The organism is Exiguobacterium sp. s142 (assembly GCF_018618455.1).
Taxonomy (GTDB): Bacteria; Bacillota; Bacilli; order Exiguobacteriales; family Exiguobacteriaceae; genus Exiguobacterium; species Exiguobacterium aurantiacum_A.
On the sequence record NZ_JACSMB010000007.1, the window covers coordinates 76014 to 96448 of the forward strand.

General features: G+C 53.6%; 17 protein-coding genes and 1 other annotated feature. Of the genes, 5 read left to right on the forward strand and 12 right to left on the reverse strand.

Annotated elements, in window-relative coordinates; all coding sequences use genetic code 11:
• Nucleotides 1–247: 247 nt before the first annotated feature.
• Nucleotides 248–895 (forward strand): YczE/YyaS/YitT family protein, encoded by a 648-nt coding sequence (locus tag KNP77_RS08465; protein WP_070327662.1) that lies wholly within the window; start codon nucleotides 248–250, stop codon nucleotides 893–895.
• 50 nt (nucleotides 896–945) lie between these two features.
• On the opposite strand, the gene KNP77_RS08470 is transcribed toward KNP77_RS08465, so the two are convergent.
• Together KNP77_RS08470 and KNP77_RS08475 are read right to left on the reverse strand one after the other, a co-directional pair.
• On the reverse strand, nucleotides 946–1980 hold the full coding sequence (locus tag KNP77_RS08470; RefSeq protein WP_131457346.1) for a zinc-binding dehydrogenase: 1035 nt from the start codon (nucleotides 1978–1980) through the stop codon (nucleotides 946–948).
• Nucleotides 1981–2076: 96 nt separating this feature from the next.
• Nucleotides 2077–3789, reverse strand: a complete 1713-nt coding sequence (locus KNP77_RS08475; protein ID WP_131465443.1) for an ABC transporter ATP-binding protein — start codon at nucleotides 3787–3789, stop codon at nucleotides 2077–2079.
• A gap of 118 nt (nucleotides 3790–3907) precedes the next feature.
• Here KNP77_RS08475 and KNP77_RS08480 point away from each other — a divergent pair, with 118 nt between their 5' ends.
• Nucleotides 3908–4258: an iron-sulfur cluster biosynthesis family protein gene (locus KNP77_RS08480; RefSeq protein WP_214890058.1), complete on the forward strand. Its 351-nt coding sequence runs from the start codon at nucleotides 3908–3910 to the stop codon at nucleotides 4256–4258.
• Nucleotides 4255–4446: a hypothetical protein gene (locus KNP77_RS08485; protein ID WP_214890060.1), complete on the forward strand. Its 192-nt coding sequence runs from the start codon at nucleotides 4255–4257 to the stop codon at nucleotides 4444–4446. Before KNP77_RS08480 ends, KNP77_RS08485 begins: the two co-directional genes overlap by 4 nt.
• A 33-nt stretch (nucleotides 4447–4479) precedes the next feature.
• On the opposite strand, the gene aspS is transcribed toward KNP77_RS08485, so the two are convergent.
• The 8 genes from aspS to secD all read right to left on the reverse strand — a co-directional run bounded on the left by aspS (nucleotide 4480) and on the right by secD (nucleotide 15826).
• Entirely contained in the window at nucleotides 4480–6258 is a 1779-nt protein-coding gene (gene aspS / locus KNP77_RS08490) for an aspartate--tRNA ligase (protein WP_131489888.1), read from the reverse strand.
• Nucleotides 6255–7535, reverse strand: coding sequence for a histidine--tRNA ligase (gene hisS / locus KNP77_RS08495; protein ID WP_131489889.1), 1281 nt, complete (start codon nucleotides 7533–7535; stop codon nucleotides 6255–6257). The genes aspS and hisS overlap by 4 nt, the downstream gene beginning before the upstream one ends.
• A 39-nt stretch (nucleotides 7536–7574) precedes the next feature.
• Nucleotides 7575–7809 (reverse strand) — a binding site (T-box leader).
• Between the two features lie 38 nt (nucleotides 7810–7847).
• On the reverse strand, nucleotides 7848–8291 hold the full coding sequence (gene dtd / locus KNP77_RS08500; protein ID WP_131457355.1) for a D-aminoacyl-tRNA deacylase: 444 nt from the start codon (nucleotides 8289–8291) through the stop codon (nucleotides 7848–7850).
• A 17-nt stretch (nucleotides 8292–8308) separates the two neighbouring features.
• Complete coding sequence (locus KNP77_RS08505; protein WP_070327670.1) at nucleotides 8309–10498, reverse strand: RelA/SpoT family protein; 2190 nt, start codon at nucleotides 10496–10498, stop codon at nucleotides 8309–8311.
• A 187-nt stretch (nucleotides 10499–10685) separates the two neighbouring features.
• Nucleotides 10686–11204 carry an adenine phosphoribosyltransferase gene (locus KNP77_RS08510; RefSeq protein WP_016508814.1) on the reverse strand — a complete coding sequence of 173 codons (519 nt, stop codon included), beginning with the start codon at nucleotides 11202–11204 and terminating at the stop codon, nucleotides 10686–10688.
• A 1-nt stretch (nucleotide 11205) separates the two neighbouring features.
• Nucleotides 11206–13503, reverse strand: coding sequence for a single-stranded-DNA-specific exonuclease RecJ (recJ, locus tag KNP77_RS08515; RefSeq protein WP_070327671.1), 2298 nt, complete (start codon nucleotides 13501–13503; stop codon nucleotides 11206–11208).
• Nucleotides 13504–13605: 102 nt separating this feature from the next.
• The gene (gene secF / locus KNP77_RS16145; RefSeq protein ID WP_214890062.1) at nucleotides 13606–14535 is read right to left on the reverse strand and encodes a protein translocase subunit SecF; all 930 of its coding nucleotides are present in this window, start codon (nucleotides 14533–14535) and stop codon (nucleotides 13606–13608) included.
• Nucleotides 14525–15826, reverse strand: a complete 1302-nt coding sequence (gene secD, locus KNP77_RS16150) for a protein translocase subunit SecD (protein ID WP_214890064.1) — start codon at nucleotides 15824–15826, stop codon at nucleotides 14525–14527. The genes secF and secD overlap by 11 nt, the downstream gene beginning before the upstream one ends.
• A gap of 218 nt (nucleotides 15827–16044) precedes the next feature.
• On the opposite strand from secD, the gene zupT reads away from it, so the two are divergent.
• Entirely contained in the window at nucleotides 16045–16905 is an 861-nt protein-coding gene (zupT, locus tag KNP77_RS08530; RefSeq protein ID WP_214890067.1) for a zinc transporter ZupT, read from the forward strand.
• Between the two features lie 51 nt (nucleotides 16906–16956).
• Here the strand turns inward: zupT and KNP77_RS08535 are convergent, their stop codons facing one another.
• A complete protein-coding gene (locus tag KNP77_RS08535; RefSeq protein ID WP_214890070.1) occupies nucleotides 16957–18747 on the reverse strand; it encodes a methyl-accepting chemotaxis protein in 1791 nt (596 codons plus the stop codon).
• A 176-nt stretch (nucleotides 18748–18923) separates the two neighbouring features.
• Between KNP77_RS08535 and KNP77_RS08540 the strand changes: the two genes are divergently transcribed.
• Nucleotides 18924–20078, forward strand: a complete 1155-nt coding sequence (locus KNP77_RS08540; protein WP_214890073.1) for an FAD-dependent oxidoreductase — start codon at nucleotides 18924–18926, stop codon at nucleotides 20076–20078.
• A 26-nt stretch (nucleotides 20079–20104) separates the two neighbouring features.
• On the opposite strand, the gene yajC is transcribed toward KNP77_RS08540, so the two are convergent.
• Nucleotides 20105–20383: a preprotein translocase subunit YajC gene (gene yajC, locus KNP77_RS08545; RefSeq protein ID WP_070327676.1), complete on the reverse strand. Its 279-nt coding sequence runs from the start codon at nucleotides 20381–20383 to the stop codon at nucleotides 20105–20107.
• Between the last annotated feature and the right edge of the window lie 52 nt (nucleotides 20384–20435).

Consider the following 20435-nt stretch of genomic DNA (forward strand, 5'->3'; position numbering starts at 1 on the left):
TAACTCTTTAGAGAAGAGAAAGGGGTGCAACAACATGGCTAGAAAAGGAAAATTTGGTACACTCATCAAAGTCGCGACGGCGGTCGCTCCGTTCGTCTACAATTATTATAAAAAGAACAAAGCAAAAAAAGCAGAAACACCTAAAAAATAATCAATGACGTCTCAGCCAAGCTGAGGCGTTTTTTTCTTGCCTTGAAACCAATTATGATATGATGATGGAACATTTTAGGGAATCGAGGCGACCAACATGCAGGCGGTATGGATACAATCTTTACGAATCAGTTTGAAGTGGGCGTTGTTCATGGGTGGTTTGTTCCTGCTCGCCCTCGGGTCGTCGATGATGATCACGGCCGACCTCGGCGTCTCGACGTGGGACGTGCTCCATCTCGGGCTCGCCCGGCACACGCCGATCTCGGTCGGGACGATCATTCTCCTCGTCGGCCTGTTGCTCGTCTTATGCAAATACATATTGGACCGCATCCGACCCCAGTTCGGGACGCTCGTCAACGCCGTCTTCGTCGGTGTGTTCATGAACTTGATCCTTGACCACCACTTGTTGCCGACGCTCGACGGAACCGCACTCAATATCGCCTGGCTCGTTCTCGGCATCTTCGTCATTGGCATGGGCGCCGGGCTGTATGTCGCCATCGGTTACGGCGCCGGCCCGCGTGACGGACTGACGCTCGCCTTGGCCGACCGTTTCAATACGTCGGTCCGCATGATGCGGACGTGGATGGAGCTTTCCGCTTGCTTGATCGGCTGGGTGCTCGGCGGTCCCGTTTTTTTCGGGACGGTGCTGTCGATTTTCTTGATCGGTCCGTTCTTCCAGTTTTGGCTCGAACAGTTCCGCCGGCTCGTCTCGGTCATCGACCGGGCGAAAGCCGATATCGCCTGAATTTAAGAGAGGAAATCGGACTCAAGGGGTCCGATTTCCTCTCTTTGCTGTTACGGGACGAGGACGATCTTACCGACCTTGCCTTGCTGTTTGAAATACGTTTGCGCCGCCCGGGCCTCTTCTAACGGGAATGTGCGGTCGACGACAGGCTTGATTTGACCGCTCGAAATCGCTTGGAGCATCGCTTTGAATTCCGCTCGTGTCCCGAGCACCGATCCATACATCGTAATGTGCTTCAAGTAGAGCGTACGGAAATCGAGATCGGTCCGTTGTCCCCCGGCCGATCCGGATATGCAAAACTTACCGCCGTTCTTCAATACATCGAGCGACGTTGCGAACAACGCATCCCCGACGACGTCGAGCACGGCATCGACCGGTCCACCGTTCGCTGCTAAAATCTCGTCCGCGAGCGTCTTCGACCGATAGGAAACGACGTGGCTCGCCCCGAGCGCTTTCAGTTTCGGTGCGTCTTTCAAATCGCCGATGATGGCGATGACGTTCGCTCCGAACACGTGCGCTGCAATCTGCACGTTCAACGAGCCGACACCGCCGCTCGCACCGGTGACGACGACCGTCTCACCAGGACGGATTTGAATTTGCTCGTTCATGTGCCACGCCGTCAACCCGCTCACCGAGAAGACGGCGCTGTCGACGAAACTGTCGAGCGGCATGTCATAACAAAGCTCGGCCGGCCAGACGACATATTCCGCATAACCGCCGTCATATTCCGAGCCGATGAACGACATGTCGGGAGCGATATGCTCCGCACCGTCAGCCCCACTCGACGTGAACGGAAACAAGACGACACGCCGGCCGATCATCCCTTCATCCACTTGATTCCCGACTCCGACAATTTCTCCGGTAATATCTGATCCTGGAATCCGGGGAAACTGGACTCCCTCCGGACGCCAGCCCGACTCTTGATCCGTCCCGTACGCCCCTTCTCGCATCCATATCTCCGTATTGTTGATGCCGCACGCCTGTACGCGCACGAGCACCTCATCGTCTTTCGGTGTCGGGACCGGGACGTCGACGACCTGTAATTGATCGACGTCACCGTATCCGATAACTTGAACTGCTTTCATCAATTCATTTCCTCCTCACACACACTGATGCTTGTTTATACCCATTTTACGCAAAACAGCCACCAAGACTTGAATCACTGGTGGCTGTCCGACTAGTTATAGCTGCTGCCGTCTGAGCAGCCCGGCGAAGACGCCGCCTTTGGCACTCAACTCGTCGTGTGTCCCGTCCTCGACGATGCCGTCGGCGGTGACGACGAGGATGCGGTCGGCATTCTTCACGGTCGCAAGACGGTGAGCGATGATGAGCGTCGTCCGGTCGGCCGCGAGTTCCGTAAGCGACTCTTGGATAATCGCTTCCGTCTCGGTGTCGAGGGCGGACGTCGCTTCATCTAATATTAAGATCGGCGGGTTCTTTAAGAACATGCGGGCGATGGCAATCCGTTGTTTCTGTCCGCCCGACAGTTTCAGTCCCCGCTCTCCGATCTGTGTGTCGAGCCCGTGCTCGAGTTCGTCGACGAGCGAGTTCAAATGTGCCTTCTCGACCGCGTGCATGACTTCCGCGTCGCTCGCCTCGAGCTTACCGTAGGCGATGTTCTCGCGGAGCGTCCCGGCGAACAAGAACACGTCCTGCTGCACGATCCCGATTTGGCGACGCAGACTCTCTTTCGTCATGTCACGGATGTCGATCCCGTCGATCGTGATGGCCCCACCCGTCACGTCATAAAAGCGTGGGATGAGCGAACAGATCGTCGTCTTGCCGGCACCGCTCGTCCCGACGAGGGCGACCGTCGACCCGGTCGTGATGTCGAGGTCGATATGCGTCAACACTTCTCGGTAGTCCGAGTAGCCGAACGAGACATCGTGGAAAGCGATGTTCCCTTTCAGTGAACTGACCTCGACCGCGTCCGGACGGTTCTCGATGTCCGGTGCCTCATCGATCAGTTCTGTGAACCGTTTGAAGCCGGCCATCCCTTTCGGATACATCTCGAGGAGCGCCGTGATCTTCTCGACCGGTTTGATGAGCAAGTTCATATACAAGATGAAACCGACGAGCTCACCGTATGTCAATTCGTTTTCATACGTCAAGTACGCCCCGTAGACGAGGACGAGCAATGTCATGAGCCGTGTCGTGATATAGATCCCGGCGAGCGACTTACTCATGACCCGATACGCTTCGATCTTCGAACCGCGATAGAAGTTGTTGTCTTGTTGGAACCGGTTGATCTCGAACGTCTCGTTCGTGAACGACTGGACGACACGCGCGCCAGAGACGCTGTCTTCGACGCGGGCGTTCACTTCACTGATGTTGCCGTACATCTTCTGCCACGCCTTGTTCATGTTTTTATTGGCGTACGTGATCATGATGACGAGGAACGGAACGGCGATGACCGTCACGAGCGCAAGTTGCGGATTGATCGAGAACATGATCCCGAACGCGCCGAGCAGCGTCATGATGGCGATGAAGAAGTCTTCCGGTCCGTGGTGTGCCACTTCGCCGATGTCGAACAAGTCGTTCGTGACCCGGCTCATCAAGTGACCGGTCTTATGGTTGTCGAAGAAGCGGAACGATTGCTTATGGATGTGCGTGAACAGTTCTTCGCGCATATCGGTCTCGATATTGATCCCGAGCTTATGTCCCCAATAGTTGACGACGTACTGCATCATCATGGCGAGTATGTACAGAATAAGCAGGCCGATACTGATGATAATGATCCAGTTCCATTCGCCGCCCGGTAACAGAACGTCGATGAACCATTTCACGGCGAGCGGGAAGCCAAGCTCGAGCAGGCCGACGAGGATGGCGAACGTGAAATCAAGGATGAATAACTTCTTATGTGGACGGTAATAACTAAAAAAACGTGAGATCATTTCCTTTCCCCCTTCTAAACAAATAGTTTACGCTTTTTTGCAGGAAGTGGAAAATGGGAAGCACGTCTTTTTCAATCTTTTTTCAGACGATGTATAATGGACGTAAGGAGTGATAACAATGAACGTACAGATTACAGACCGCGCGAACAAGCGCATTAACGCCTTAAAAGGCGACCGTGACGGACAGATGCATTTGTTTTATGAGACGGAAGGCTGCGGTTGCGGCAATAGCGGCATCTTCGAGATCCGTTACGTGACCGAGACGACGCCAGAAGACGTCGAGATCGATTCAAACGTCGGGCCAATCCTCATCAAGAACTGGACGAAAGTGTTTCTCGATGAGGACATGATCATCGACTTTCGCGACGACAAACGGTCGCTCGTCTTGAAGAGCAACGGCCAAGTGTTCAACTCGAACCTGCTCGTGACCGATGGGACCGGTTGCCAGCTGAACGTGCCGAGCGCATGAAACAAGCGCTCCAGGAGCACCCGAAGTTGATGCTTTGGTTCCTCCTCAGCTTCGGCCTCGGTTTGTTCGGCATCTACCTCGCTTTCACCGACTCCGTCTATACGATGACGGCCGTGATCGTATCGCTGTTCGCGTTCGGGTTGGCACTTCAACGGACCGCAAAGAAGATGGAACAGCAGAATGACTAAAAAGGAGGTTCGCCGCGGCGAGCCTCCTTTTGTTTATCCTTGTTTCTTCTCTTTCACCGCTGTCCGGATTGACAACTCTTCGAGTTGCGCGTCCGCGACCGGGCTTGGTGCTTGCGTCAATAGACAGCTCGCCGACGCCGTTTTCGGGAAGGCGATCGTGTCACGAAGGTTCGAACGACCCGCGAGGATCATGACGAGACGGTCGAGACCGAGCGCGATACCCGCGTGCGGCGGTGTGCCGTATTCGAACGCTTCGAGCAAGAAGCCGAACTGGGCGACCGACTCTTCGACCGTGAAGCCGAGCAGTTTGAACATGCGCTCTTGAATGTCACGCTCATAAATCCGCTGCGATCCGCCACCGAGCTCATAACCGTTCAAGACGAGGTCGTAGGCGAGCGCGCGCACGCTTGCTGGGTCAGTCTCGAGAAGATGGAGGTCGTCACGGTTTGGCATCGTGAACGGGTGGTGGTTGGCGTAGAAGCGGCCGTCTTCTTCTTCGAACGTGACGAGCGGGAAGTCCGTCACCCAAAGGAAGTTGAACTTCGACTCGTCGATGAGTCCGAGCTCATGACCGAGCTTGACACGAAGGGCGCCGAGGCTGTCGGCGACGACAGTTGGTTTTGCCGCCACGAACAAGAGAAGATCGCCCGCTTCCGCGTTCGTCGCTTCAATCAACTTCTGTGCGTACGTCTCGTCGAAGAACTTCGCGATCGGTCCGTTCAAGCCTTCAGCCGTCACTTTAAGCCAAGCAAGGCCTTTCGCGCCGTAGACGGCCGTGAACTCTTGAAGTTTGTCGATGTCTTTACGCGAGAACTTGTCGGCCTCGCCTTTGACGTTGATCGCTTTGACGTGTCCGTTCGACTCGAGCGCCATATCGAACACTTTGAAGCCTGCGCCTGTGACAGCGTCGGCGACGTCGATGAGTTCGAGACCGAAACGTGTGTCCGGCTTATCCGAACCGAAGCGACGCATCGCTTCCTCGTGCGTCATGCGCTCGAACTTGGCCGGTGTGTCTGTGCGACCGAGCGTCGCTTCCATCACTTGCCCCATCATCGCTTCCATCATCGCCATCAAGTCTTCGACGTCCATGAAGCTCGTCTCGATGTCGACTTGTGTGAATTCCGGTTGACGGTCGGCCCGGAGGTCTTCGTCACGGAAACAGCGGGCGATTTGGAAGTAACGGTCGAACCCAGCGACCATGAGCAACTGTTTGAACAGCTGCGGTGATTGTGGGAGCGCGTAGAACTCGCCACCGTGGACACGGCTCGGGACGAGATAGTCACGGGCGCCTTCCGGTGTCGACTTCGTCAAGATCGGCGTCTCGACTTCGAGGAACTCTTCTTCTGTCAAGAAGTTACGGATCGTGTTCGACGCCTTCGAGCGGAGACGGAACGTCTCTTGGAGTGCCGGACGACGCAGGTCGAGGTAACGGTATTTGAGGCGAAGGTCTTCTGAGACATTTTCCGCTTCGTCGCCGATTGGGATCGGTGTCATCTTCGCCGCGTTCAAGATGTTGATCTCTGAAGCGATGACTTCGATGTTCCCTGTCGGCATGTTCGGGTTTTTGTTTTCACGTTCGAGGACGGTCCCTTTGATGTCTAAGACGTACTCGCTACGGATTGATTCCGCGAGCTTGTGCACCGCTTCGTTCTCAGGGCGCACGACGACTTGGACGATGCCTGTGCGGTCACGAAGGTCGATGAAGATGAGTCCTCCGAGGTCGCGTCGTTTTTGGACCCAACCTTTCAATTGTACTTCTTGGCCGATCAGTGACTCTGTCACGCGGCCGTTCATATGTGTGCGTCCGATCATTGTCCTGCTCCTTCCGATAGTTCACGAATTTTGTCTGCGACGGCCGAGAGTGGCACGTCGACTTGTTCTCCAGTTGCCATGACTTTGAGCGAGGCCGAGCCGCGTTCGACTTCATCGTCTCCGAGGATGACGGTGAATGCCGCATTTAAGCGGTCGGCTTGTTTGAATTGACCTTTGAACTTACGTCCGAGGTAATCGCGATCGGCTTTGAACCCTTCCATACGGAGGAGTTGCAACAAGCGCGTCGCCGTCGTCTCGACGTCTTTACCGCCTTGGGCGACGACGAAGACATCAAGCCCGGTCGCAAGCTCAGGGAGCACGTTCTCGTTCTCGAGCGCGAGGATGAGTCGCTCAAGCCCGATGCCGAATCCGATACCTGGCATGTCCGGGCCACCGATGTCTTGGACGAGCCCGTTATAACGTCCGCCGCCACAAAGCGTCGTGATGGCGCCGAATCCTTCTGCTTCTGACATAATTTCAAACGCCGTGTGCGTGTAGTAGTCAAGTCCACGCACGAGTGTCGGATCGACCTCGTAGGCGACACCGAGCGCGTCCAAGTGCTCGAGCACTTTGTCGAAGTACGCTTTCGACTCTTCGTTCAAAAAGTCGAGAATCGACGGTGCCGACTTCATCGCCGGGTGATCGCGATCGACTTTACAGTCGAGGACGCGAAGCGGGTTTTGGTGCAAGCGCGTCTGACAGTCCTGGCACAATTCGTGTGCGACCGGCTCGAAGTGACGGATGAGCGCTTCGCGGTGGGCGTTACGGCTCTCGGCGTCACCGAGCGAGTTGACGACGACTTTGATTTTTTGTAAGCCGAACGATTTGTAGATCGTGTAGGCGAGGCTGATCACTTCGGCGTCGACGGCCGGGTCACTGCTGCCGATCGCCTCGACACCGTACTGGTGCAACTGGCGGAAACGGCCTTTTTGCGGACGCTCGTAACGGAACATCGGTCCCATATAGTACAGCTTTGTCGGTTGATCGGGACTGCCGAACAGTTTGTTCGTGACGAAAGCGCGAACGACTGAGGCCGTTCCTTCCGGACGGAGCGTGTACTCGTCCTTGCCTTTTTTGACGAGCGTGAACATCTCTTTTTGGACGATGTCCGTCGTCTCGCCGACGCTGCGTGTGAACAGGTCCGTCGTTTCAAAAATCGGTGTGCGAATCTCTTTATAGTTGTAGCGGGCACTAATGTCGCGTAACTTGTCTTCGACATACTGCCAAGTCTCGACCGTGCCCGGGAGCAGGTCTTGTGTACCGCGTGGTGCTTTCATCAAAATTCCCTCCTTAGAATACAAAAAGGCCCTCGTCCGCAAAGGGACGAGAGCCTGTTAAAGTTTCCCGTGGTACCACCCTCGTTGCAGAGCCAAAATCGATACTCTGCCACTCGAAATCGGTTAACGCCCGATGAAACGGCTTCCCCTACTAAACGTTCAAGGAAGCACCTCCAAAGTGTCGTTCGGGTCATCATCCAGTCGATGCTTTCAGCCTCGGCATCGCTCTCTTTGCTGGTGGGGTGACCGTACTTCTCTTTATCGTAGGTGTTAGGTTATATGGTTCATGATGCCGAATTTTGGCGCCTTCTGTCAAGCGTTTTTTTCAAGCATGAGCGTGACCGGACCGTCATTTACGAGCCCGACGTCCATCATCGCCCCGAACTTTCCGGTCTCGACGACGAGTCCGTGCGTCCGCAAACGGTCGTTGAACTGTTCGTAAAGACGTTCGGCGATATCGGGTTTCGCAGCCTGCGTGAACGCGGGACGGCGGCCTTTCGACGTATCGCCGTACAGCGTGAACTGCGACACTGACAACACTTTGCCGGCGACGTCTTGAATCGACAAGTTCATCTTCTCGTCCGCGTCTTCGAACACACGGAGCCCCGCCACTTTATCGGCGAGCCAGTTCACTTCCTGCTCGGTATCCTCATGGGTCACCCCGACGAGGAGCAGATAGCCGGCGTCGATTTGTCCGACCGTCTGTTCATCGACTTTGACAGATGCTTCCTTCACTCGTTGCAACAATACACGCACTTAAAATCTTCCTTTCGTTACGTCATCATGACTCGGCTGACCGAGTATACGTCCGAGATCTGTTTGATCCGGTCGACGACTTTTTGCAAATGGTTCACGTTCGGAATCGAGATCGTCATCGAGATGCGGGCTTGTTTGTTTTGGTCCCCACGTCCGCTGACGGCGATGATGTTCGTGTTCGTCGCTGAGACGGCTTGGAGCACGTCGTTCAACAGTCCCGACCGGTCATAACCGGTGATCTCGATATCGACGTTGTAGTTCTTCTCTTTCGCCTGGCCCGCTTCCCACTCGACGGTCAAGAGGCGTTCCGGGTGTTGCTCGTTGATGATGTTCAAGCAGTCTTTCCGGTGGATCGAGACGCCGCGACCGCGGGTGATATACCCGACGATCTCGTCGCCCGGCACCGGGTTACAGCACCGGCTCATCCGGATGAGCATATTGTCGATCCCTTTGACCGAGACGCCGGCCTCGGCCGTCTTCTTCTTCGGTGACTGGCTGACTTTTAGTTCGTTGATCGCGTCAGACAGTTCGAGTTTCGGCTCTTTCCGTTGCTTCTCCGTCAACTTGTGCGCGACTTGGGCCGCGGTGATGCCGTGATAGCCGACGGCGGCGTACATCTCTTCTTCGTTCCCGAAGTTGAACTTCTCGACGACGATACTGATCGACTGGTCATCGATGACTTCTTTCGGTTCGAAGCCGAGCTTCTTGATCTCGACGTCGACGAGTTCTTTGCCTTTCTCGACGTTCTCTTCACGTTGTTGGCGCTTGAACCATTGGCGGATCTTATTCTTCGCCTGACTCGAGACGGCGAGTTTGAGCCAGTCCTTGCTCGGTCCATAACTATGTTTCGACGTGATGATCTCAATGATGTCACCCGTCTCAAGTTTATGGTCGAGCGGCACCATGCGTCCGTTCACTTTCGCACCGGTCATCCGATGACCGATCTCAGTATGGATGCGGTACGCATAGTCGATTGGGACCGAGCCTTTCGGCAACTCGAACACGTCACCTTTTGGCGTGAAGACGTACAACATGTCGCTGAAGAAGTCGACTTTGAGCGACTCCATGAACTCTTCGGCGTCGGTCGTATCTTTTTGCAACTCTAAAATTTCACGAAGATGGGCGATTTTTTCATCAAACCCGTTCGTCGCGACGTTTTTGCCTTCTTTATAAGCCCAGTGCGCGGCAATCCCGAACTCGGCGATGAAGTGCATGTCCTTCGTCCGGATCTGCACCTCGAGCGGCTCACCCTTCGGTCCGATCACCGTCGTGTGAAGCGATTGATACATGTTCGGTTTCGGCATAGCGATATAGTCCTTGAAACGACCCGGCATCGGCTTGTACTGCGTATGAATGATCCCGAGGACAGCGTAGCAATCACGGATCGAATCAACGATGATCCGGACCGCCATCAAGTCGTAAATTTCATTGAACTCTTTATTATGCTTCACGATCTTATTGTAAATCGAGTATATATGTTTCGGTCGACCGTTGACATCGGCTTCGATACTCACTTCATCGAGAACGGCGTTCACTTCGGTGATGACCGATGAGACGAGCGCTTCACGCTCTGTCCGTTTCTGTTTCATCATCGAGACGATCTTATAGTATTGCTGCGGGTTGATATAGCGTAACGAAATATCTTCGAGCTCCCACTTGATCGTCGAGATCCCCATCCGGTGCGCGAGCGGCGCAAAGATTTCAAGCGTCTCCTCGGCTTTTTGGACTTGCTTCTCTTTCGGCATATGCTGCAACGTCCGCATGTTGTGCAAGCGGTCGGCGAGTTTGATCAAGATGACGCGCACGTCTTCAGCCATCGCGATGATCATCTTACGGTGATTCTCCGCGAGTTCTTCTTTCTTTGACTTATACTTGATCTTCCCAAGCTTCGTCACACCATCGACAAGCATGGCGACTTCAACCCCAAATTCGTCAGTTAGTTCTTTGAGCGTGACATCCGTGTCCTCGACAACGTCGTGCAACAAGGCACCGACAATCGTCGTCGCATCTAAGCCGATGTCGACGAGAATACCGGCCACTTGCACCGGGTGCAGGATGTAGGGTTCACCTGAACGTCGGAACTGACCGGTATGATGAAGTTTTGCGTATTCGTAAGCGCGTTTCACTTCGGCAACATCATGCTCATCCATATACTTCCCGAGCGCGTCGAGAAGATCCTCAATACTTACGATTTGTTTTTTGGTCATAACATTCGACACCCTTTTTCTTACCGCTCCCAACGTCTCGGATTCGTCGCAGCATGGTAGTAGTTTGCGTACAAGTTGTTCTATTTTTTATTACCATTATCAAAAAAATCTGACGAACTGTCAAAGGTTGTAGGTTGTTTTCCTCAAAAACTATTCAAAAAACGGGAAGCATGAGCTTCCCGTTTCCTCAGTCTTCGTAGCGGATGAGCGAGAACACGTCGTATCCTTCGAGACGTTCGCGTCCACCGAGGCCGTCGAGTTCGATCAAGAACCCGATTCCAGCAACGACACCACCGAGTTGTTCGATCATTTTGATCGTCGCTTCGATTGTACCACCCGTCGCCAGTAAATCGTCGAGGATGACGACTTGCTGACCTGGCTTGATTGAATCTTTGTGCATCGTCAAAATGTCCGTGCCGTATTCAAGACCGTACGATACGCGAACCGTCTCGCGCGGCAACTTGCCTTCTTTACGTACCGGGACGAAGCCGAGTTCGAGGGCGTAAGCCGCCGGGCATCCGACGACGAACCCGCGTGCTTCTGGTCCGGCGATGAGTTCAGCGCCACGTTCCTGCGCGTAGACGATCAATTCGTCGACCGCTTTCTTATAGGCAGGTCCGTCTTGCATAAGCGACGTGATGTCTTTAAAGCTGATCCCTTCTTTCGGGTAATCCGCTACTTCTTTAATATGCTGTTTGAAATCCATTTTATGTGTAAGCCTCCTGCATCTTGTTCGATCGCAATGATTGTAACCGCTCTTTCAGCTCTGCCAACGACGCATAGACGAAACGTTCTTCGAGTTGTTCTCGTCCGACGCGACGTTTGTAACAAGGCGCTTCGGTCAAATCACGTTTCGGTGCTTCTGGATTCACTCCAGGCAGTCCGTCTTCCATTGTAACAAGAAATTCGAGTTCAGAGAATACTTGATGCATAAATTGAATCGTATTTTTTGTCCATTTTCGTTCGATTGACAAACGAATCAAGTTTTCACGCAGGTGTTTCCGTTCGCACGTGGCCATATGGACGTAATACGTTCGGAAATCTTCCCGGCTCGGCAATTTCTCGAAAAACGAATTGCCCGCTTGGCCGAACGCGCAATAGACGCGCTCGACGTCTTCGTTGAGCAGGTCGGACAGCGCCGTCTCGTCGTCCGGTAAATCGAGCAAGACGACGAACCGTTTGACCGGCGTTTTGAAATCGTGGAGTGAAAATTCGTTCGACTCGCCTCTGAACGACACGTACGATGTCGCGTCACTCGGAAGCTGTCTCAATTCATCAATCGAGTTTTTCTTGCCTCGATAATCGAACACTTGGAACCCATCAACACGGATGTCTTGAATCATGAGTTGCGGCTTGCGCATCCCGTTCCATTCGTTCACTTGGAGACTCCCCATGACCGAAACGAGTGCCATCTTCGAGATTTCCGAGACGACGTGACCGAACCCGAAGCCGATGCCGTCGAGTTCGCGCTTGTCTCCAGCAAGCTGAACTTTAAGATGCGTGTTGTCGCGCCCGATTTGACGGATATCGCGCAGTTTCGCGTCCGCGACGACGACGCGCGGTGACGGGTTGCCCATCCCAAACGGGGCGAGCTTGCCGATCTCTGCGATCAAGTCGAGCGATACGTCACTGACGTCGAGCTTCAAATCGACGTTCACGCGGGCGACGAACGTCTCGTCCGGAATCGATTCCGCTTGCTCGTTCAAGCGTCGTCTCAGCTCCGCCACATTCTCTGACATGAGCGTCATCCCGGCCGCTGCCGGGTGTCCCCCGAAGTGCGGGAGAATATCTTCGTTTTTAGAAAGCTCTTTAAATAAGTCAAAACCATCGATCGAGCGGCCCGAACCCTTCGCTTTCCCCGTCTTCGGATCGTGGCAGAGCAGGATGACCGGTCGATAGTACGCCTCGACGAGACGTGAGGCGACGATGCCGACGACACCCGGATTCCAACGTTCGCTCGCGACGACGAGGACACGGTCGTCTGTCATCGATGCTTCGACGAGTTCGGTCGCTTCTTTCGCGATCGTCTTGACGATGTCTTGACGCTCTTTGTTTTGTTTATCGAGTTGATTCGCTAAGACGAGTGCTTCTTCGACACTTTCGGCGAGCAGCATCTGGAGGGCTGGCATCGCCGAGTCAAGTCGTCCGGCCGCATTGATGCGGGGACCGAACGCGAACCCGACCGACTCTTCGTTGAGCGTGCTGTCCGTCAAGGCACACACTTCGCGTAGCGCTAAAATCCCGGGCCGCTTCGATTCATCGAGCGCCTTGAGACCAAGCTTCGCGAGCAGACGGTTTTCTCCGTCGAGCGGTACGAGATCGGCGATCGTCCCGAGGACAGCCAAGTCGAGCAGCTCGTCAGGCATCCGCCCGAGCACGGCGTGTGCCACTTTAAGGGCGACTCCGGCTCCGGCGAGCTTGTCGTATGGATACGACGGATCGATGTGTGGATGAATGATCGCAAACGCGTCAGGTAGCGTCGCTTTCGGCTCGTGGTGGTCGGTGATGATCAAGTCGACGTTCAGTTCTTTCAACAGCGCCGCTTCTTCGATCCCCGAGATCCCGCAGTCGACCGTGATGACGAGCGTGAACCCTTCACTTGCCGCCCAACTGAACGCTTCTTTGTTCGGCCCGTAGCCTTCCGTGAACCGGTTCGGGATATAGCACTCGGCCATGACCCCGATCTCAGTCAACGCATGCCACATGACGGCCGAGGCACTGACCCCATCGACGTCGTAATCCCCGTAGATGAGCACCATCTCGCCTTCGTCAGCCGCTCGCTTCAAGCGCTCGACGACTTTCGGCATCTGCTCGAACAAGTTCGGGTCGTGGAACTCGAGTTCGTCCTCGATCTGGAGGAACGCCTTCGCTGCGTCAGGCTCTCGATGGCCCCGTTGCGTGAGCAACGTCGCGAGTTGTTCCGATATATTTAGTTCTGTCTGTAGTTGTTCGATCGCGGCCGCATCCGTCTCCGGATACACCCACCGTTTCTTTGCATGATACATATCCTTCACTCCAATCAACTGTTGATTATATCAGAACGGGGACGTGTTTTGCCGTCTTGACATATGAAAAAGGTCCTCCGAACGAATCGGAAGACCTTCTCATCACGCCTCAGGGGCGGGTGTGGCTTGTTTCTTTTTATTGATTGTTAATTTTTTGAGCATGAGCCAGAGGTATGACGCGATGAAGATCGATGAGTACATCCCCATGACAAGTCCGATGAGAAGCGCGACCGCGAAGCCGCGAATCGACTCGGCTCCGAAGATGTACAAAGCGAGCGCAGTCACGAGCACGGTGATGACCGTGTTGACCGAACGGACGATCGTCTCTTGAATCGACGTGTTGACGATGTCGCGGTAGACGTCCATCGACTTGATCTTCCGCTCTTTTTCGTACGCTTGAATATTCTCGCGCAACCGGTCGAACGTGACGATCGTATCGTTGACCGAGTACCCGATGATCGTCAAGATCGCGGCGACGAAGTACAAGTTGACTTCGATCCCAAAAATCGAGAACGCGACGATCATGAAGAACGCATCGTGTAGCATCGCGACGACGGTCGCGACCGCATACGAGAATTGGAACCGGAACGTGATGTAGAGAATGATTCCGAGCGACGCGAGGGCGACCGCATAGATGGCGTTACGGGCGATGTCGCGGCCGACTTCGGCTGAAACGGTACTAATATTCGGATCACTTCCAAACGTTTCCGTGAATACAGTCTTGACTGAAGCGACTTCATCCTGGCCGAGCTGACCGACGAACGTCACGTTCGCGAGCGACCCGCCATCGGCGTACTGAATCGAAGAAATCGACTCGTCGACGCCCGCTTCGGTAAAGGCGGCTTCAAGTTCTTGTTGTGACACTTGTGTCTCCGTCTGCACTTCGACACGCGTCCCTGACGCGAAGTCGATTCCAAGGTTTAACCCTCGAAAGAACAAAATACCGAGACCGATGATAACGACGGCACACGAGATGATGAACAGCGTGCGCATATGTTTCACATAGTTTAATTCAGTGAGCTTAAAGTTCACGGATTTCACTCTCCTTCACACCAAACCAACCTTTACGTTTGTCGAACAAGCGACTAGCGACGAGGAGGTGCATCAAATAACGTGAGATGAAGACGTTCGAGATGAACGTCATCGCAATTGAGATCATGAGCATGATGGCGAACCCTCGAACCGAGCTTGTCCCAAAGTAGAACAACACAGCGGCTGAGATGAGCGTCGTCAAGTTGGCATCGATGATTGTACTGAGCGAACGGCGGTTACCGGCGCGGAACGCCGACAGTACCGACTTGCCTGAACGAAGCTCGTCTTTAATCCGCTCGGCCGTGATGATGTTCGCGTCAACTGCCATCCCGACCCCGAGGACGAGAGCGGCAATCCCTGGCAGCGTCAAGACGGCGTTGATGCCGTTGAAGAACAACATGATCAAATTGATATACAAGATGAGCGTGATGATCGAGACGAGTCCAGGTAAACGATAGAAGAACAGCATGAACAATAAGACAGCTGCAATCCCGATGAGCGAAGCGAAGACAGTCTTATCGAGCGCGTCTTGTCCGAACTGGGCTGATACTGACGTCGAGTAAATCTCTTCAAGCTTGACTGGAAGCGCGCCGGCGTTCAAAATGTCGGCTAAGCGTTGTCCGCTCTCGGCATCGATATCGCCGCCCGAAATGATCGCTTTGTCAGATAGAATTGGTCCGTTGACCGAAGCATCTGAGACGATTTTCGAGTTCTCTTTTTGAATCTCTTCTTCATATGAATCGCCTTCTTCAAAGTCTAACCAGATGACGAGACGGTTCTCTGGGGCTGGACGCTCTGCGATTTGCGACGTCACTTCGCCGAACTGTTCCGCTGACTGAAGCGTCAACTCGACGACCGGGTTCCCTTGTTGGTCATAACTGATGGCAGCCCCACGCGGTGCGAGGTCTTTCCCATCGAGGAGGACGTTGTCATCGATGTCACGGAACGTGAGCTGCGCTGTCGACGACAGCACTTCCCGCGCATCGTTCTGGTTCGATACGCCCGCGAGTTGGACGCGGATGCGATTCTCGTCTTCGATCCGGATATCCGGTTCAGAGACACCTAAGACGTTGACACGGTTGTTGATAGCGCGAACGGTTGCATTCATCGCCGATTGGTCGATGACATCACCATCTTCGAGTGGCTGGACTTCGTACAGCACTTCAAACCCGCCTTTTAAGTCGAGTCCAAGGTTCGTGTTCTTGACGACCCATGGCGTCGTGAACACGGCGAGCAAGATCGTTGCGATCATGATGACCGCAAAAATCGCGATATTCCCTTTTTTGTACATACGGCTATTTCCTTTCTAGATACGTGTTCTATATAAAACTTCTCCCGTTAACATTACAAATATTCTAAACATTTATCAATCGTTTTCCTAAAATTGTAACATCAACCTCGAGATTTTCTGGCTTTTTTGCCCGAACGACTAAAAGTTGCATTAGGGCAAAACTTGCGTTATGCTATGATTATCGAAAATATATTACGTTTGCAAAGGAGTCCTCTACAATGGATAGTACAATTGTTTTCGCCTTTTTGTTGACACTATTCGCTGGGCTCGCGACCGGGATCGGAAGCATGATTGCCTTCTTCGCGAAGCGGACGAACACAGCCTTTCTGTCAATCTCGCTCGGCTTCTCGGCTGGGGTCATGATTTACGTCTCGTTCATTGAAATCTTCCCGAAAGCGCTTGTCGAACTCGTCGGTGCCCATGGGGAAAAGGCCGGCACAATTTATACCGTGCTCGCATTTTTTGGAGGGATGCTCCTGATCGCGTTAATCGATAAGTTGATCCCTTCCCCTGAAAACCCGCATGAAGTCAAGTTCGTCGAGACGATGCAAAACGACCCATCGTCTCAAGAACTGGCCACGACCGCAACTAAGGATGAGCCCGCTCCGCTAAATCAGGAGACGAAGCAACGGCTTCACAAAATGGGTCTGTTCATGGCGCTCGCCATCACGATTCATAACTTCCCTGAAGGACTGGCCACGTTCATCTCCGCGCTCGATGATCCGGCCGTCGGTATCGCCATCGCGATTGCCATCGCCTTGCACAATATTCCGGAAGGGATTGCCGTGTCGGTGCCGATTTACTATGCGACCGGCTCGCGGAAGAAAGCGTTAAAACTCTCGTTCCTGTCAGGTCTAGCGGAACCGGTCGGTGCCATCGTCGGCTTCTTGATTTTGATGCCATTCTTGAACGATACAATCTTCGGTTTGTTGTTCGCATCAGTCGGCGGGATCATGGTATTCATCTCGCTCGATGAACTGTTACCGGCCGCCCGTGAATACGGCCGGGCCCATCACTCGATTTACGGCATGGTCGCCGGAATGATGGTCATGGCAGCGAGCCTCATCCTTTTAATGTGACTGCACTTAAAAATGTCCCACCGACTCGTGTCGGAGGGACATTTTTGTCGTTCATGTTGTTTTGAACAAGTGGACGAGATCTTTCAACTCGACCGACATATGGCTCATCGTCTCGGCGATGCCATTGATTTCTTGAATCGCGGCGAGCTGTTCTTCCACGTTCGCCCCCGCTTCTTCGACACTGCGTTGCGTCGAGACCGCGTTCGTCGACATGTCCTCGACCGAGACCGCGACTTCGGTCGTATTCGCACTGACTTCCTCTGTCGCTGCGGCAATTTCACTCATCTGACGCGATGTCTCTTGAATGACCGACACGATTTCACGGAACGCCCCGGCGACTTCACCCATTTGGGCGACGCCGTTCGTCACATGCCCGCTCGTCACGTCAAACGCCGCCTCAACTTGTTTCGTGTCCCGTTGGATATCGACGACGACCGCTTGAATCTTCTTGGCCGATTGTTTCGACTCTTCGGCGAGTTTTCGGACTTCAGCGGCGACGACCGCGAACCCTTTCCCGTGCTCCCCTGCCCGCGCTGCCTCGATGGCGGCGTTCAAAGCGAGCAAGTTCGTCTGTTCGGTGATGGCCGTGATCGACCGGGTGATCTTTTCAATCTCAAGCGATTGGTTCGATAAACGTTCGACCATCTGTTGGGTCAGGTCGTTGGCCCGTTGAATCTCTTGCATCTGACTCTCGGCCAACTGAATCGTCTCAAGTCCGCCGCTCGCAGCCTCAAGTGTATGAATCGTCTGTTCATTCACACCTTGGGAGGCGGCAGCGATTTGATTCAAGCCGGTGACGGCCTGATTGACGCCAGACGTCCCTTCCTCGGCGCGCTTGGCCGACACTTGGGCCGCGATATTCATGTCTTCGAACAGTCCAGCCACGCCTTGAGTCGTCGTCGCGACGTGGTCCGTGCTCGCGTATAGCTCTTCCGAATACGCCGTCACTTTATCCGAAGCAGCTCCGACCTGGCGGATCAACCCGACGAGGTTGTGTTTCATCTCGTTAAAGGCCGTCACGAGATCACCAAGCTCATCATTCGATTCGACGGCGATGTCCTCCCCGGTCAAGTCCCCTTCCGCGACGACCCGTGCTTCACGGACGAGACGGTTGATCGGTGTTAAGAACAGTTTTTGGAGCGCATAGAGCGACAACAGCCCGATTGCGACACCGATAATACTGATGATGATCATCCAGACGATCGAGGTGCCGGCGTTTGCTTGTACCGCCGCCGTCTCATCGTCTAGCATCTCCGCTTGATGGGCGACGAGATCGGTGACCGTCATCCGGACCCGATCGGTCGTCGGGGTCACGCTCGTGTTGAGTACCGTCTTGTATCCGATCTCATCTTGTTGTTGGCGCAGTTCGATGGCACGTGCCATCTCGGTGTCGAGCAGTTGATTAAACTTCTCTAGATCCCCAAGCCAGCTGAGCACTTTGTCGTCAGATGAAGACTTTTTAAGTGCATCCATCAATTCGTCGCGCTTTTGTTGCGACGCTTCTAAACTGATTAACGTCTTCGGGTTCGAGACGAGTAAATAATAATTCAAGTAGCGCTCGGCATCTGTGACGGTCAACGCCAAATCTTCGGCGATCAACATGTCACGGAGGCCTTCGTTCAACACCCGATCGTACTCAGCAGTGGCATTTTTTAATTGATAAGAACCGAGCGCACCGACGAGGAGCAAGGCAATGATTGTCGGCACGAGCGCGATCGCCATCTTCCGTCGCATCGATGAACGGCCTTTCGTTCGTTTGATCGACGAACGTCCTTTCAGTCGTTTGACGCGAGCCCAACCTTGCCATTTTTTAATCGGTTGTAATAATCGTTTAACGTCCATGTCCGTTTCCTCATTTCCAATTTCTTCTCAACTTGACATTAATGCAAACGTTTTCACTAATCAATTTGATTTTTGGAAATGAGGTCGATGATTCGAGGGATTGATGAAGTTTGACAAAAAGCAGACACTTACCCTATGATACAAATCGTAACTATTACTATTTAAGAGGTGGAAGCATGACTGATCTGTCAACACGGGTATTAATCATCGGCGCCGGCGTTCACGGTATGACCCTCGCTGTATCTTATTTAGAACAAGGCGGTGCGTTAGAAGAGCTTCTGCTAATTGACGCTCACGATCAACTACTCAAGAACTGGAAATCTCAAACCGCTCATATTGAAATGTCACATTTGCGCTCGACGCGCGTCCATCATATATCGTCTAATCCATACGCGTTGAAACAGTTCGCGGCGGCGAACGACTATGGCTCTTATCATTTCAAGGATACGTTCGGCCGGCCGTCTTTAGCGTTGTTCAACGATCACTGTGATCAAGTGATTGCGGACTTTAATCTTCATTCTCGTTTTTTAGGCAATCAACCCGTCTCCTCGATTAAACGGTCCGGCAACGTCTACGAAGTGACGACATCGACTCGACGGATTACCGCCGAGACGGTCATCGTTTCGACCGGTCAATCGAGCTCGATGCATCTACCGGGCTTTGCGGACATCCCGACATGCCGACACGTCTTTTCAGCTAACGATCAGCCGGAACAATCGAACGTTACCGTCGTCGGCGGCGGGATCACGGCGTTACATTATACGATATCGCGTCATAGTAAAGGCCATGACGTCACGCTCGTCACGAAGCGCCCGCTCGAGGTGAGCCAGTTCGACGCCGACCGCAGTTTCATGGGTCCAAAAGGGTTACGCGCTTTCCATCAGTTGGAAGACAACTGGATCGAGAAACGTGACTTCGTCAAGCAAGAACGAAAGCCTGGGACGTCCCCGAACGACCTCGTCTTGAAAGTGAAGCGGCTCGTGCAACTTGGTGAAATTCGACACATCATTGGAGAAGCGGTCCGTGACGGTGACCAGTTATTCGTCGACGGGATTGCGTTGCCGTCTGACGAGATCGTCTGCTGCACGGGGATCCGCCCGCTCCATCCGAAAGAGACGTTTTTACGGCCGCTCATGGAGCAGCTCGACTTACCGCTCACCCCATGCGGCACACCGGTACTCGACGCCTCACTCGCTTGGACGGACAACTTCTACATGACTGGCGCTTACGCCGACTTGATCGTCGGCCCGTTCGCTCGTGCCATCTACGGCGGGCAAGAAGGGGCTCGTCGTATCATTCCTCGCCTATTACCCGCACGAAAAAACGCCTGACCATATACTGGTCAGGCGTCATTTGCTTACTCAGCGAATGAAGAGTTTCCTTTTTTCGTCACTTCAGCAATCGCACTGCGATTGAACTTGAGAAGTGCTTGGTCGCATTTCAATGTGACTTCTGTGTCTTCGATCTGATGGACGACACCGTGAAGGCCGCCAATCGTCACGACATGATCGCCACGCTCAAGCGCATTTTGCATCGTTTGTACTTGCTTTTGTCGCTTCGTCTGTGGACGGATCAACAAGAAGTAGAACACGACGAAAATAAGGATCATCGGTAATAGTGCTACGAGAGTTTCCATTTGTAGAATTCACCCTTTCCTTCAATATCAGGTTCATTATACCGTGAAACCG